The 14,871-nt window shown below is 66.8% G+C and carries 15 protein-coding genes; 11 read left to right on the top strand and 4 right to left on the bottom strand.

Going from position 1 to position 14,871, the window contains the following annotated elements; all coding sequences use genetic code 11:
- Positions 1-86 precede the first annotated feature (86 nt).
- Positions 87-740 carry a GntR family transcriptional regulator gene (locus A3M1_RS0112045; protein WP_245261649.1) on the bottom strand — a complete coding sequence of 218 codons (654 nt, stop codon included), beginning with the start codon at positions 738-740 and terminating at the stop codon, positions 87-89.
- Positions 741-1,027: 287 nt separating this feature from the next.
- Between A3M1_RS0112045 and A3M1_RS0112040 the strand changes: the two genes are divergently transcribed.
- The 9 genes from A3M1_RS0112040 to A3M1_RS0112000 all read left to right on the top strand — a co-directional run bounded on the left by A3M1_RS0112040 (position 1,028) and on the right by A3M1_RS0112000 (position 9,888).
- Positions 1,028-1,840, top strand: a complete 813-nt coding sequence (locus A3M1_RS0112040) for a transporter substrate-binding domain-containing protein (protein ID WP_018389223.1) — start codon at positions 1,028-1,030, stop codon at positions 1,838-1,840.
- 170 nt (positions 1,841-2,010) lie between these two features.
- Positions 2,011-2,673, top strand: coding sequence for an amino acid ABC transporter permease (locus A3M1_RS0112035; protein WP_018964107.1), 663 nt, complete (start codon positions 2,011-2,013; stop codon positions 2,671-2,673).
- A 24-nt stretch (positions 2,674-2,697) separates the two neighbouring features.
- A complete protein-coding gene (locus tag A3M1_RS0112030) occupies positions 2,698-3,351 on the top strand; it encodes an amino acid ABC transporter permease (protein WP_026221290.1) in 654 nt (217 codons plus the stop codon).
- 8 nt (positions 3,352-3,359) lie between these two features.
- Entirely contained in the window at positions 3,360-4,085 is a 726-nt protein-coding gene (locus A3M1_RS0112025; protein WP_018389220.1) for an amino acid ABC transporter ATP-binding protein, read from the top strand.
- 40 nt (positions 4,086-4,125) lie between these two features.
- The gene (locus tag A3M1_RS0112020) at positions 4,126-5,022 is read left to right on the top strand and encodes a dihydrodipicolinate synthase family protein (RefSeq protein ID WP_018389219.1); all 897 of its coding nucleotides are present in this window, start codon (positions 4,126-4,128) and stop codon (positions 5,020-5,022) included.
- Positions 5,023-5,159: 137 nt separating this feature from the next.
- Positions 5,160-6,413: an FAD-binding oxidoreductase gene (locus A3M1_RS0112015; protein WP_018389218.1), complete on the top strand. Its 1,254-nt coding sequence runs from the start codon at positions 5,160-5,162 to the stop codon at positions 6,411-6,413.
- 11 nt (positions 6,414-6,424) lie between these two features.
- Complete coding sequence (locus A3M1_RS0112010) at positions 6,425-7,426, top strand: 4-hydroxyproline epimerase (RefSeq protein WP_018389217.1); 1,002 nt, start codon at positions 6,425-6,427, stop codon at positions 7,424-7,426.
- A 170-nt stretch (positions 7,427-7,596) separates the two neighbouring features.
- The gene (locus A3M1_RS0112005) at positions 7,597-8,700 is read left to right on the top strand and encodes a cis-3-hydroxy-L-proline dehydratase (RefSeq protein WP_018389216.1); all 1,104 of its coding nucleotides are present in this window, start codon (positions 7,597-7,599) and stop codon (positions 8,698-8,700) included.
- Between the two features lie 150 nt (positions 8,701-8,850).
- Positions 8,851-9,888 carry a proline racemase family protein gene (locus tag A3M1_RS0112000; RefSeq protein ID WP_018389215.1) on the top strand — a complete coding sequence of 346 codons (1,038 nt, stop codon included), beginning with the start codon at positions 8,851-8,853 and terminating at the stop codon, positions 9,886-9,888.
- A 232-nt stretch (positions 9,889-10,120) separates the two neighbouring features.
- Here the strand turns inward: A3M1_RS0112000 and A3M1_RS0111995 are convergent, their stop codons facing one another.
- From A3M1_RS0111995 to A3M1_RS0111985, 3 genes are read right to left on the bottom strand one after another with little or no spacing between them, the layout of a single operon-like run.
- A complete protein-coding gene (locus A3M1_RS0111995) occupies positions 10,121-11,110 on the bottom strand; it encodes a TRAP transporter substrate-binding protein (protein WP_018389214.1) in 990 nt (329 codons plus the stop codon).
- 27 nt (positions 11,111-11,137) lie between these two features.
- The gene (locus A3M1_RS0111990) at positions 11,138-12,403 is read right to left on the bottom strand and encodes a TRAP transporter large permease (RefSeq protein WP_018389213.1); all 1,266 of its coding nucleotides are present in this window, start codon (positions 12,401-12,403) and stop codon (positions 11,138-11,140) included.
- Positions 12,403-13,023 carry a TRAP transporter small permease gene (locus tag A3M1_RS0111985; protein ID WP_018389212.1) on the bottom strand — a complete coding sequence of 207 codons (621 nt, stop codon included), beginning with the start codon at positions 13,021-13,023 and terminating at the stop codon, positions 12,403-12,405. Before A3M1_RS0111985 ends, A3M1_RS0111990 begins: the two co-directional genes overlap by 1 nt.
- 94 nt (positions 13,024-13,117) lie before the next feature.
- Between A3M1_RS0111985 and A3M1_RS0111980 the strand changes: the two genes are divergently transcribed.
- Together A3M1_RS0111980 and A3M1_RS0111975 are read left to right on the top strand one after the other, a co-directional pair.
- On the top strand, positions 13,118-13,807 hold the full coding sequence (locus A3M1_RS0111980) for a GntR family transcriptional regulator (RefSeq protein WP_018389211.1): 690 nt from the start codon (positions 13,118-13,120) through the stop codon (positions 13,805-13,807).
- Positions 13,804-14,871, top strand: coding sequence for an Ldh family oxidoreductase (locus A3M1_RS0111975; protein ID WP_245261648.1), 1,068 nt, complete (start codon positions 13,804-13,806; stop codon positions 14,869-14,871). The genes A3M1_RS0111980 and A3M1_RS0111975 overlap by 4 nt, the downstream gene beginning before the upstream one ends.

Genomic DNA, 14,871 nt, shown 5'->3' with positions numbered 1-14,871 from the left:
AACCCACTTCGCTCGAAAATGCTCTAGGCCTTTGTTTTTAAGCATTTTCTTCACGCGACCGGGAACCCGCTTCGCTCGAAAATGCTCTATCCCTGCGGATCGTTTGCGGCCCGGGTCCGGTCGAGGAAGTCGATCAGCGAGACGCAGGCGCCGAGTATGTGCTGACGGGTCAGGTCGGCCGCTTCCTCGGCATCGCGGCGGATGCAGGCGAGAAGAATGCCCTCATGCTCGCGGCGCGCCCGTGCCATGCCGTCGGTCAGCACCAGCTGGGCGCGCAGATAGCGGTCGACGCGATCCAGCGCCGCGCTGATGGTCTGCAGGAAATAGGGGCGGCCGGACGCCTCGTAGAGGCTGTAATGGAAGCTCCGGTTCAGCTCGCCCCAATGCGAGGAATCGGTTTCGGTGGCGAAAGCATGGGCGAAGCGCTTGGCCGCCTCCAGCCCGTCGTCGGAGATGCGCTCGACCGAATAGCGCAGCACTTCCGGCTCCAGCAGGGCGCGAAACGCGAAGATCTCACGGATTTCCTCGGTGGACAGGGTGGTGACGACGGCCCCGCGATAGCGCTGGGTCGACACCAGCCCCTGCTCTTCCAGCCGTGTCAGCGCCTCGCGCACGGGGATGCGGCTGACATTGAACATGCGGGCGATATGGTCCTGACGCAGGGTCTGGCCCTCGGCGATATCGCCCTTGGCGATCGCCTCGCGCAGCGCGTCGAAAATGACATCCGACGCGGACGCCATCTGCGCAATGTCCGTAGCCTTGACCTTCAACGTGCCTGCCTCCTCAACGGCGTCGCCGGGCCGCCGGCCCATTTCACCGGACCAAACCCGCCGTCCCCACACCCTGCCGTTTTGTCGCGCGCGATGCCACCGGCCGACCACAGGTAAATTTCATTCGGCTCCTGCAAAATGGATATTGAAACTTGGATCCAAAAATCGCAAGCTTCTCCTGTCGCCGGAACCGGCACCTCGCTTGGCGCCGCCGGCCATCAACAATGAAGACAGCTTCCTCCAGAGGAGAGCCATCAATGGCTAAGGGATTCGGCATTCTGGCCGCGGCGGCGCTGACGCTCGCCGCCGTCCTGCCCGCGCAGGCGGACAAGCTCGACGACATCATCGCTTCCGGCACGCTGCGCTGCGCCGTGGTGCTGGATTTCCCGCCCATGGGATCGCGCGACGCCAATAACGAGCCGATCGGCTTCGACGTCGATTACTGCAACGACCTCGCCAAGGCGCTGGGCGTGAAGGCGGAAGTCGTCGAGACCCCCTTCCCCGACCGCATTCCCGCGCTGGTCTCCGGCCGCGTCGATGTCGGCGTCGCCTCGACCTCCGACACGCTGGAGCGCGCCAAGACCGCCGGCTTCACCATCCCCTATTTCGCCTTCAAGATGGTCGTTCTCACCAAGGACGGCCTCGGCATCAAGGATTACGACAGCCTGAAGGGCAAGAAGACCGGCTCGGTCTCCGGCACGTTCGAGGCGCTCGCGCTTGAGAAGGACGTGAAGGCCTGGGGCACCGGCTCGTTCCGTGGCTACCAGACCCAGGCCGACGTGTTCCTCGCCCTTTCCCAGGGGCAGATCGAGGCCACCGTCGTCACCTCCACCGTCGCCGCGGCGATCGTGAAAGAAGGCAAGTATAAGGGCCTGATGATGGGCGGCGACGCCCCCTACGACATCGACTATGTCGCGCTGATCGCCCTGCGCAATGAGCAGGGCCTGCTCAACTACCTGAACCTGTTCGTGAACCAGCAGGTTCGCACCGGCCGCTACAAGGCGCTCTACGACAAGTGGATCGGCCTTGGCGAGGCACCCGACCTGACGGTTCCCGGCGTCTATCGCTGAGCGGGTCTCCCTCGGTCATCCCGGTCGGCCGGCAGGCCGATCCGGGATGACACCGAGGCCAGCCCGGTCGACGATCCCGGCTCTGTGGCTTCGCCTCAGGCCGGGATGACGGCCCGGCATCTTTCTTGCCCCTGCATTCTGTGCCCGATGCCCGCGACCACGAGCCCGCCATGAACTATACTTTCCACTGGCTGCCAGCGTTCCGCGCGCTGCCCGAGATGCTGTGGGGCGCGCTGGTGACGCTTGAGATCGCCGTGCTCTCCATGGTGCTCGGCGTGTTGTTCGCGGTGCTGCTCGCGGTCGGCGCCTCCTCGCAATACCGCATCTTCCGCGCGGCGGCGGTGAGCTGGGTCGAACTCGCCCGCAACACGCCGGCGCTGTTCCAGATCTACATGGCCTATTTCGGCCTCGGCTCGCTCGGCATCCATCTCGACAGCTTCGTCGCGCTGCTGGCGGGCATCACCTTCAACAATGCCGGCTATCTCGCGGAGACCTTTCGCGGCGGCCTGCGCGCCGTGCCGCAGACCCAGGTGCGCGCCGCCCGCTCGCTCGGCATGGGCCAGATCCAGGCCTTCCGGCTGGTGGTGATGCCGCAGATGTTCCGCATCGTCTTCTATCCGCTCACCAACCAGATGGTCTGGGCGATCCTGATGACCTCGCTCGGCGTCATCGTCGGCCTCAACAACGACCTGACCGGGGTGACGCAGGAATATAATGTCCGCTCCTTCCGCACCTTCGAATATTTCGCCCTGGCGGCGGTGATCTACTATCTGCTCGCCAAGTTCGTCACCGTTTCCGCGCGCCTGATGGCGTGGCGGCTGTTCCGCTACTGAGGGAGGCGCGCCATGTTCTCCTCCCTGTTCGAGACCAGTTTCTCGGCCAACGACCTGATGTTCATGCTGAAGGGCGCCGGCGTCACGCTGATGCTCACCTTCTGGGCGGTGCTGGGCGGCACGCTGCTCGGCGTGGTCTTCGGCGTCATCCGCGCCATCTCGCCCTGGTGGGTGAATGCCCCGCTCGGCGCGGTGCTGGACGTGTTCCGTTCCATTCCGCTGCTGATCCAGCTGGTGGTGGCGAACTCGTTCAAGACCATTGTCGGCATTCACTGGAGCCCGTTCACCGTGGGCTGCGTGGTGCTGGCGCTCTACATGTCGGCCTATTGCACCGAAATCGTGCGCTCGGGCTTCCTCGCCGTGCCGACCACGACGCGCCGCGCGGCGCGCTCGCTGGGGCTGAGCTGGCGGCAGGACCTGACCGAGATCGTCTTCCCCATCGCGCTGCGCGTCGCTTTGCCGAGCTGGATCGGCCTGACGCTCGGCGTGATGAAGGACACCGCCATGGTGTGGTGGATCGGCGTGGTCGAATTGCTGCGCTCCTCGCAGGTGATCGTCACCCGCATCCAGGAGCCGCTCTTCGTGCTGTCCATCGCCGGGCTGATCTACTTCCTGATGAGCTTCCCCATCGCCCGCCTCGGCGCACGCCTTGAGAAGCGCTGGCGCGAGAACGACTGAGGACCGAAATGTCGATCGAAATTCAGGACGTCCACAAAGCCTTCGGCTCGCTCGAAGTGGTCAAGGGCGTGACCATGACCGTCGAGAAGGGGGAAGTTGTTTCCATCATCGGCGGCTCGGGCTCGGGCAAATCCACCCTGCTCATGTGCATCAACGGGCTGGAGCCGATCAATTCCGGCCGCATCCTCGTCGACGGCACCGATGTGCACGGGCGCGGCACCGACCTCAACAAGCTGCGCCGCAAGATCGGCATTGTTTTCCAGCAGTGGAATGCGTTTCCTCACCTCACCGTGCTGGAAAACGTGATGCTGGCGCCGCGCAAGGTGCTCGGCAAGTCGAAGGCCGAGGCCGAAGCGATCGCGGTGGAAAAGCTCGCCCGCGTCGGCCTCAGCGAGAAGATCAAGGTCTACCCCTCCAAGCTTTCCGGCGGCCAGCAGCAGCGCATGGCGATCGCCCGCGCGCTGGCCATGTCGCCGGACTACATGCTGTTCGACGAAGTGACCTCGGCGCTCGACCCGCAGCTGGTGGGCGAGGTGCTGGACACGATGCGCCTGCTCTCCTCCGAGGGCATGACGATGATCGTCGTCACCCACGAGATCGCCTTCGCCCGCGAGGTGTCGAACCGCGTCGCCTTCTTCCACAAGGGCCGCATCCACGAGATCGGCCCACCCGCCCAGGTGATCGGTAATCCGCGCGAGCCGGAAACGATCGACTTCCTGAAATCCGTCCTCTGATCCATAGATCGCATTCGCAAGAGACTTAAGGAGCACTCCCATGTGGCAGGGCGTCTATCCCGCCGTTACCGCCAAGTTCAACGAAGACGACACGCTCGACCACAAGGAGATGGAGCGCTGCTTCGCCTTGCAGATCGACGCCGGCGTCGACGGCATCATCGTCAATGGTTCGCTCGGCGAAGGCCCGATGCTCTCGCATGACGAGCGCCTCGCCGTGCTGAAGACCGCCAAGTCGGTCGCCGGCAAGCGCTCGGTGCTGATGACCATCGCCGACGCCTCGACCCGCGATTGCGCGAGCCTCGCCAAGCGCGCCGCGCAGGCCGGCGCCGACGGGCTGATGGTGGTGCCGAGCCTCGTCTACCACACCAACCCGAAGGAGACGGTCGCGACCCTCTCCGCGGTGGCTGAGGCCGCCGACCTGCCGGTCATGATCTATTCCAACCGCATCGCCTACCGCGTCGACATCACCATCGAGATCATGGCCGAACTGGCCAAGGACAAGCGCTTCGTCGCGGTGAAGGAGTCCTCGGACGACATCCGCCGCACGGTGGAACTGCAGAACGCCTTCGGCGACCGTTTCGACATCTTCACCGGCGTCGACAACCTCGCCTTCGAGGCGCTGGCGCTCGGCGCGGTGGGCTGGGTCGCCGGCCTCGTGGTCGCCTTCCCCGAGGAGACGGTGGCGATCTACCGGCTGATGAAGGCCAAGCGCTATGACGAGGCGCTGGAAATCTACCGCTGGTTCCGCCCGCTGCTCGATCTCGACGTGTCGACCTATCTCGTCCAGAACCTGAAGCTGGTCGAGGCGATGGTGACCGGCACCACCGAGCGCGTGCGCGCCCCCCGCCTGCCGCTCGATGGCGAGCAGCGCGCCAAGGTCGAGCGCATCGTGCGCGAAGGCCTCGCCACCCGCCCGACCCTCGCCAAGGCGGCGTGAGGCGGCAAAACGCCGAGTGACCCCTCATCCCCGGGCGTGACCCGGGGACCCAGGGACTGGATGCTTCCTACCGTCTGGGTGGCCGGGTCAAGCCCGGCCATGAGGGTGATACTTCCCATGTGCCTGAGCATGACAGCATGAGCGCCAAGACCGCCTCGGGCGACATCGTCATCGTCGGTGCCGGCATTGTCGGCCTCGCCACCGCGTTCCATCTGCTGGCCGAGGGGCATCGGGTGCGGCTCGTTGAGCGTGGCGGCGTGGCGGAAGGGGCGAGCTACGGCAATGCCGGGGCGCTGGCCTTTACCGACATTCTCCCCCTCGCCTCGCCCGGCATGCTGCGCAAGGCGCCGAAATGGCTGCTCGACCCGCTGGGGCCGCTCTCCATTCCCCCGCGCTACCTCCCGCAGATCACGCCGTGGCTGATCCGTTTCTGGCGTGCCAGCCTGCCCGACCGCTACGCCGCCTCGATAACGGCGCAGGGCAATCTGATGCGCTTCGCCGCCACCGCGACGCAGGCTCTGGTGACCCAGGCCGGTCTTGCCGAACATCTGCGCTCCGACGGCAATCTGCAGCTCTACGAGAGCGAGGCCGAGCTTGCCGCCTCCCTCCCCGGCTGGGAGGCGCGGGCGCGCGAAGGCATCGCTTTCGAACATGTGCGCGGCGAGGCGCTGGCCGCGCTTCAGCCGGGGCTTTCGCCGCGCTTCACGGTCGGCACCTTCACCCCGCACTGGCAGACGGTGAGCGACCCCTATCACTACGCGCTCGCCTTGTTCCGCATGGTGATGGCCCGCGGCGCCGGCCTCGTCCATGGCGAGGTTGTCAGCCTCAGCGCCGGGGCCGAGGGCGTGCAGTTGCGGCTCGCCGACGGCAAGGTGCTGACTGCCGGCCGGGCGGTGATCGCCGGTGGCGCCTGGTCGCGCCCGCTGGCGAAGTCGCTGGGCGATTCCATCCCACTGGAAACCGAGCGCGGCTACAACACCACCTTGCCGCCCGGCGCCTTCGACCTGCGCCGCCAGCTCACCTTTGGCGGGCATGGCTTCGTGGTCACGCCGCTCTCCACCGGCATCCGCGTCGGCGGGGCGGTGGAATTGGGTGGACTGAAGGCGCCGCCGAACTTCAAGCGTTCCGAGGCGATGCTGACCAAGGCGGCGCGCTTCCTGCCGGGGCTGCGCACCGAGGGCGGCCGGCAATGGATGGGCTTTCGTCCCTCGCTGCCGGATTCGCTGCCCGTCATCGGCCCCGCCACCGCCTCGCCCCGCGTGCTCTATGCCTTCGGCCATGGCCATCTCGGGCTGACCCAGAGCGCGGCGACAGGCCGGCTGATCGCCGATCTCGTGGCCGGGCGCCGCCCCTCCATTCCGCTCGAACCCTTCCGCCCCGACCGTTTCTGACGAGTATCCCCATGGCGCGACACAGCTTTTTCTGCATTGACGGCCACACCTGCGGCAACCCGGTGCGGCTGGTGGCCGGCGGCGGGCCGAACCTTGTCGGCGACACCATGATCGAGAAACGCGCGCATTTCCTGCGCGACTTCGACTGGATCCGCACCGGGCTGATGTTCGAGCCGCGCGGCCACGACATGATGTCGGGCTCGATCCTCTATCCCCCGACGCGGCCGGATTGCGACGTCGCCATCCTGTTCATCGAGACCTCGGGCTGCCTGCCCATGTGCGGCCACGGCACCATCGGCACGGTGACGATGGCGATCGAGCATGGGCTGGTGACGCCGAAGACCCCCGGCGTCTTGATGCTCGACACCCCCGCCGGCGTGGTGAAGGCGGAATACCGCCAGGTCGGGCAATATGTGGAAGAAGTGCGGATCACCAATGTGCCCGCCTTCCTCTATGCGCGCGGGCTGACCGCGCAATGTCCCGGCCTTGGCGAGGTGAAGGTGGATGTCGCCTATGGCGGCAATTTCTACGCCATCGTCGAGCCGCAGGAAGCCTTCCGCGACATGGCGGACTTCACCGCCGGCGAACTGGTGGGCATGAGCCCGGCGCTGCGCCGGGCGCTGAACGAAAAGTATGAATTCGTGCACCCGGAGAAGCCGGAGATTCGCGGCCTGTCGCACATTCTCTGGACCGGCGCCGCCCGCCACCCGGAGGCGCATGCGCGCAACGCGGTGTTCTATGGCGACAAGGCGATCGACCGCTCGCCCTGCGGCACCGGCACCTCCTCGCGCATGGCGCACCTCGCCGCGCTCGGCCAGCTGAAGGTGGGCGACGATTTCGTGCATGAGAGCATTATCGGCTCGCTGTTCAAGGGCCGGGTCGAGGCGGCGGTGAAGGTGGGGAATCGCGACGCGATCATCCCCTCCATCGGCGGCTGGGCCCGCATGACCGGCTACAACACCATCTTCATCGACGACCGCGACCCCTTCGCGCACGGCTTCGTGGTGGTGTGAGGCCTTCTTTTCGGCGCACCGTCATCCTGAGGTGCTCGGGCTTCGCCCGAGCCTCGAAGGAGGCTCACCCAGGGCGCCATCTGTTTCAACATCCTTCGAGGCTCGCTGCGCTCGCACCTCAAGATGACGGCTGAACGCGGGCGGCAACGGCAGACAACGGAAACCACGCCATGAAGATCACCGGCATCAAGGCCTATAAAGTCGGTCTCCCTCTCAAGGAGGGCCGCTACAACTGGTCGAACGGCAATTTCATCGAGGTGTTCGATTCCACCGTGGTGGCGGTGGAGACGGATGCCGGCATCACCGGCTATGCTGAATGCTGCCCGCTCGGCTCGGCCTATCTGCCGGCCTATGCCCATGGCGTGCGCGCCGGGCTGGAGGAAATCGGCCCGAAGGTGCTCGGCCTCGATCCCACCGATCTCAACGTGCTGAACCGGCACATGGACGCGGTGCTGCGCGGCCACCCCTATGTGAAGGCGCCGATCGACATTGCCTGCTGGGACATTCTCGGCAAGGTGGCGGGGCTGCCGGTCTACAAACTGCTGGGCGGCGCGGCGCAGGAGAAGGTCGCGCTCTACCGCGCCATCTCGCAGGAAGCGCCCGAGGTGATGGCGAAGAAGATCGCCGGCTACAAGGCCGAGGGCTACACCAAGTTCCAGCTGAAGGTCGGCGGCGATGCCGACCAGGACATCGACCGCATCCGCGCCACCCGCGAGATTCTCGACGCCTCCGACATTCTGGTCGCCGACGCCAATACCGGCTGGACGCGGGCGGAAGCGGCGCGCATCTGCGCGGAAGTGGCCGATCTCGACGTCTATATCGAACAGCCCTGCCCGACCTATGAGGAATGCCTCTCGGTGCGCGCCCGCACCGCGCGGCCCTTCGTGCTCGACGAGGTGATCGACGGCGTCGGCACGCTGATGAAGGGGCTGGCCGATGACGCCATGGACATCATCAACCTGAAGATCTCGAAAGTCGGCGGCCTCACCAAGGCGCGGCTGATGCGCGACATCTGCGTCGCCTCTGGCACCCCGATGACCATTGAGGACACCTGGGGCGGCGACATCGTCACAGCGACCATCGCCCATCTCGCCCGCTCGACGCCGGAGGAGTTCACCTTCTCCGCCACCGATTTCAACAGCTACGGCACGGTGGATATCGCGAGCGGCGCGCCCAAGCGCGAGAACGGCTTCATGACCGCCTCCGACGCGCCGGGGCTGGGCATCACCCCGTTGTTCGACGTGCTCGGCGATCCGGTGGTGGTGATCGGCTGAGATCGCCACGACGACTTTCCCGCCGCGCACCGTCATCCTGAGGTGCGAGCGAAGCGAGCCTCGAAGGATGTTCTTCAACGAGCATCCTTCGAGGCCCGGCCCAGGGCCGGGCGCCTCAGGATGACGTTGCTCTCTTCACGCGAGGCCCCCATGCGCTCCAGCAAGATCATCCACATCGTCGGCTGCCATGCCGAGGGCGAAGTCGGCGACGTGATCGTTGGGGGCGTGGCGCCCCCGCCCGGCGACAGCGTGTGGGCGCAGTCGCGCTTCCTCGCCAGCGACAACAATCTGCGCAATTTCGTGCTGCAGGAACCGCGCGGCGGGGTGTTCCGCCATGTGAACCTGCTGGTGCCGCCGAAGAACCCGAAGGCGGTGGCGGCCTTCATCATCATGGAGCCGGAAGACACCCCGCCCATGTCCGGCTCCAACTCGATCTGCGTCGCCACCGTGCTGCTCGACAGCGGCATCGTGCCGATGACCGAGCCGGAGACTTATATGGTGCTGGAAGCGCCGGGCGGGTTGATCGAGGTCACCGCCTATTGCCGCAACGGCAAGGCCGAGCGGATCAAGGTGCGCAACCACCCCTCCTTCGCCGACAAGCTCGACGCGAAGCTGGAGGTCGAGGGGCTCGGCACGCTGACCGTCGATACCGCCTATGGCGGCGACAGCTTCGTCATCGTCGACGCCCATGCGTTGGGCTTCTCCATCCGCCCGGATGAAGCCAAGGACCTTGCCGAGACCGGCATGCGCATCGTCAAGGCGGCGAACCGCCAGCTCGGCTTCAAGCACCCTGAGAATGCCGACTGGAACCACATTTCCTTCTGCCAGTTCGCCGCGCCCGTGGTGGAGATGGACGGCGTGAAATCAGGCGCCAATGCGGTGGCGATCCGCCCCGGCAAGATCGACCGTTCGCCCACCGGCACCGGCTGCTCGGCGCGCATGGCGGTGCTGCACGCCAAGGGCCAGCTGAAAGTGGGCGAGACCTTCATCGGCCGCTCGATCATCGATTCACGCTTCGAGTGCCGGATCGAGGGCGAAACGACGCTCGGAGGCCGCCCGGCGATCCTGCCCTCGATCATGGGCCGCGCCTGGGTGACGCACACCGCGCAGCTGATGGTGGACCCGGAAGACCCGTGGCCGACCGGCTACCGGCTCTCCGACACGTGGCCGGTTTGGACCGCGGAGTGATGTCCGCCTTTCGGCCGGTTGGGATGGCGGAGTGACGGGGCTTCACCCCTTCGCGCCGTCATCCTGAGGTGCTCGGGCATCGCCCGAGCCTCGAAGGATGCTCCCGCAGGGCGCCCTCGGCTTCAGCATCCTTCGAGGCTCGCTAACGCTCGCACCTCAGGATGACGTTGTGAGTCATGAAAAAAAGAGGCGCCCCGCGAGGCGCCTCTTTCATTTCAAGCGGCAACCGCTCTCAGCCCAGTGTCGCGCCGATCTTGCGCAGCTCGGGCAGGATGGGAGCCTTCGGCGCCCAGATCTTGTCGTATTCGGCGATGATCGGCGCCGCGTCGGCGGTCGGCGGCACGACGATCTTGATGCCAGTGCCCTCGAAGTCCTTCAGCAGCTTCGGCGCATTGGTCACGGTCTGGTCGACCTGCACGGCCAGCGCTTCCTTGGTGGCGGCGGTGATCAGCGCGCGGTCCTCAGTGGACAGCGTCTGCCAGGCCTTGCCCGACGCCAGCGCGATGAAGGGCATGAACACGGCGTCCATACGCATCAGCACCTTCGACACCTTGTCGAAGCGCTGGTTCCACGAGAAGTCGAGATCGGCCTCCAGCCCGTCCACCTGACCATTGGCCATGGCGTCATAGACCTGCGGCGTCGGGATCGGGGTCGGGGCGGCGCCGAGCAGCGAGTAGAAGTCGCGGAACGCCGGGGTGGTGTTGATGCGCAGCTTCATGCCGTTGAGGCCGGCGATACCGTCGATCTCCTTGGCCGAGAACACGACGCGGATCGAGGTGATTCCCCAGCCGAGGCCGATCGTGCCGGTCTCCTTCGGCAGCGGCTCCAGCATCTGCATGGCGATGGGCTGGCGCACCAGCTTGGCGGCGGCCTCGGTCGAGCGGATGACGTAAGGCGCGAGGATGGCAGCGACGTTGGGCACGCGGTTGCCGACTTCGGCCGCCTGCAGGAAGGCCATGTCGAGCGCGCCGGTCTGCAGCTGCTGCATCATCGCGCCTTCATTGCCGAGCTGGCCGGCATGGAACACGGTCATGGTCAGCTTGCCGCCGGTCTTTTCCTTCAGAACCTCGGCAACCTTCAGCGCCGCATTGTTCCAGGGGTGGCCGGGCGGGGTGATGATGCCGAGGCGCAGGTCACGCGCCTGGGCGCGCAGCACGCCGGGGGCGGCCAGCGGGAGAGTGGCGCCGGCAGCGGCGGCGAGCAGGGTACGGCGGGAGATCATCGGGGCGGTCCTTTCGGCTGGAAGGGTTCAGCGAACGAGGGCAGTGGAGAGGCCGGGGAAGATCGAGAGCAGCACCAGCAGCAGGCAGGCGGCGAAGAAGAACGGCAGGGTGACGAGGAACATCTTGCCGGGCTTGGCCCCCGTCACCGCCGCCGCCACGAAGAAGCACAGACCGACGGGCGGCGAGAGGAAGCCGAGCACAAGGTTGACCACCGCCACCACGCCGAACTGCACCGGGTCGATGTGATAGACCTCGGTGGCGATCGGCAGCAGGATCGGCACCGTCATGATCAGGCCCGGCGCGCCGTCGATCACCGTTCCGATGACCAGCAGGATGACGTTGACCAGCAGCATGAAGCTGATCGGCCCGGTGGCGATGGACTGGATCCACAGCGCCACTTCCTGCGGCACCTTGGCGAACACCAGCACCCAGGAGAGCACGCCGGCGGCCGCCACCAGGAACAGCACGATGCCGGAATAGACGCCCGCCCGAACCAGCATGCGCGGCAGCTGCGACAGGGAGAGTTCCCGCGTCCAGAACCGCCCGACCAGCACCGAGGCCAGCGCGCCGACGGCGGCGGATTCGGTGGGGTTGGCGAGGCCGGTGAGGATGGAGCCGACGATGACGATCGGGATCAGCAGCGTCGGGGCGCAGGCCACCACGGTGGCAACGCGCTCGCGCAGGGTGAAGCTCTCGCCGCGCGGGTAGTTGTAAACATAGCCCATGACGGCGATGACGACGCAGAACATCGCGGTGAGCACGACACCAGGGATGAGGCCGGCGACCAGCATGGTGCTGACCGGCACCTGCGCCAGCACCGAATACATGACGAACATGATCGAGGGCGGGATGATCGGCCCCAGCATGCCGGCATAGGCGCTGAGGCCGGCGGCGAAGGTCTTGTCATAGCCCTTCGCCTCCATCTCCGGCACCATGATCTGCGCCATGATCGCGACCTGCGCGGTCGCCGAGCCGAGAATGGACGAGACGAACATGTTGGCCAGCATGTTCACATAAGCGAGCCCGCCGCGCAGCGAGCCGACAAAGGCCATGGTCATGGAGATGATCTGGCGGGTGATGCCGCCGCCATTCATGATCTCGCCGATGAGGATGAAAAGCGGGATGGCGATCAGCCCGTAATTGTCGACCGAGCCGAACATCTGCATCGGGAAGCTCTGGTAGAGCACCGGATTGCCGGAGGCCTGGATGAAGACCACGCCGGTGAGGCAGATGGCAATGCCGATCGGCACCCCGATGAGCAGGAAGGCGAGGAAGGCGGCGCCGGTGAGCATCAGGCGACCTCCTCGGCATTGTGCAGGCCGATGCTGCTGCGATCGGGCGGGGACGCGAGGCCGAGATCTTCAAGCAGATTGGCCATGCTGTGGACCATCAGGGTGACGGCGAAAAGCGGCATCACCAGATAGACCACCCAGCTCGGCCAGTTCAGCGTCTGGGTGCGCTCGGTGTAGAGGAAATTGAACGTCGCACCGCCATATTCGCGGGCGTCGAAACCGGCGGAAGCGATGCCGACCGGGTCCATCCACAGCCAGCACATGGCGGCCAGCGCCAGGCCGAAGCCGAGGATGCAGAGCGTGGAGAGGACGCGCATCGCCTTCACCGCGCCCGCCGGAAGCCGCTCGGTCAGCAGCGTCATCGAGAAGTCGAGCCGCAGCCGCGACATGGCGGACGCGCCGATGAAGGTGAGCCAGACGGTGGTGAAGATGGCGGATTCGTCGATCCAGTACAGCGGGACGTGACCGTAGCGGGTGACGACGTTGAGGAGGATCAGCCCGGTGAGCAGCGCCATCAGCGCGCCGATGGCAAAGCGCTCCAGGACCAGAAGGGCTTCTGATGCGGCTGTGACGGCACGCAAGGGCCGGCCACCGGCAGCAAAGCCGTTGGTGTGCGACATGGTACCCATTCCCCTCTTTTGGTGGATCGTAGATTTTATAAATTATCTCCGTCAATATGCCTGATGTGATTATTCGGGGTGCGACGCCAGGAAAATGAACCCGCTTCTCAAGCACCGCACGCTGACGGCGGCCATACTCGACCAGTTGCGCATGGCGATCCTCGACGGCACCTATCCGGCCGGGGCGCAGCTGCGGCAGGACGCGCTGGCCGCGACGTTCAAGGTCAGCCGCATCCCCGTGCGCGAGGCGCTGTTCCAGCTCGACGCCGAGGGGCTGGTGCGCTTCGTGCCGCAGAAGGGCGCGGTGGTGGCCCAGCTCTCCACAGCCGAAATCCGCGACGTGTTCGAGCTGCGCCGGCTGCTGGAGCCGCGGCTGCTCGCCGGCTCCATTCCCGCGCTCGACGCCGACGACTTCGCGCGGCTCGACGCGCTGCACGCGGAAATGGTGACGGCCACGGCGGCGAACGATCTCGGCCGCTGGGGCCAGATCAACGCCGACTTCCACATGGCGCTTTATGCGCGGGCCGAACTGCCACGCTCGCTTACCATCGTCCACGGCCTGCTCCAGGCCAGCGACCGCTACACCCGCGTGCATCTGAGTGATGTCGCCGGCATGGGCATTGTCGGCATGCAGCGGGCGGTGAGCGAGCACGCCGCGCTCGCCGATCTCGCCCGCGCGGGCGATGTCGCCGGGGCCTGCGCCTTTCTCGACACGCATATCCTGACCGTGCAGCAGGACCTTCTGCGCGAGCTGGAGCGCAGCCAGCGCAAGGCGACGCCATGACCCGATCCCACACGCCCCCGCCCGACATGGTTCGCCTCAGCCTCGACGAGGTGCATGCTCTCACCCGCGACACGCTGCTGGCCGCCGGGCTCGGCGCGGCGCACGCCGAGGCGATCGCCCGCTCGATCACCCGGGCACAGGCCGATGAGTGCCATTCGCATGGGTTCTACCGGCTGCTGGGCTATGTCGACAGCGTCCGCAGCGGCAAGGCGGAGCGGGAAGCGCTGCCGGTGCTGACCCGGGCGACGCCGGTGGTGTTGCGGGTGGATGCGCGCCGCGCCTTCGCCCCACTCGCCATCGAGGCCGGCGTGCCGGCGCTGATCGCGGCGGCGAAGACCTATGGCATCGCCGCGCTGGCCATTCACGATTGCTACCATTTCTCGGCCCTGTGGGCGGATATCGAGCCGGCGATCGACGCCGGGCTCGCCGCCTGGTGCTTCACCGTCGGCCAGTGCTGCGTCGCCCCCGCCGGCGGCACGGCGCCGCTGATGGGCACCAACCCGATCGCCTTCGGCTGGCCGGGGCCGCAGGACCAGCCCTTCATCTTCGATTTCGCCACCAGCGCCGCCGCGCGCGGCGAGGTGGAGCTGAAGCGCCGGGCGGGCAAGGCCCTGCCCGCCGGATGGGCGGTGGGCCCGGACGGCGCCCCGACCACCGACCCCGCCGCCGCGCTGGCCGGGGCGCTGCTGCCCTTTGGCGGGCACAAGGGATCGGCCCTCTCGATGATGGTGGAGCTGATCGCCGGGCCGTTGATCGGCGACCTGACCAGCCGGCAGGCGAAGGCGGCGGAGAATGGCGATTCCGGCCCGCCGCTCGGGGGCGAATTGTTCATCGCCATCGACCCCGCCGTGTTCGGCGGCGCGACGCTGGCGCAGCGCATGGGCGATGCGCAGGAGCTGTTCGCCCTCGCCAAGGCGCAGCCCGGGGTGCGGCTGCCCTCGGAACGCCGCTACGCCGCCCGCGCCCGCAGTGCCGGGGGCGTGCTGATCCCGGCCGGCCTGCTCCAGGAAATCCGCGCGCTGACGAGCCCTCACGCGGCGGCAGAACGCGCCGGAGGCGGGTAG

It is taken from the genome of Ancylobacter sp. FA202 (assembly GCF_000380205.1).
GTDB lineage: Bacteria > Pseudomonadota > Alphaproteobacteria > Rhizobiales > Xanthobacteraceae > Ancylobacter.
The sequence above is the reverse complement of the archived record's forward strand: the minus strand, read 5'-3'. Positions and strand labels throughout refer to the sequence as shown.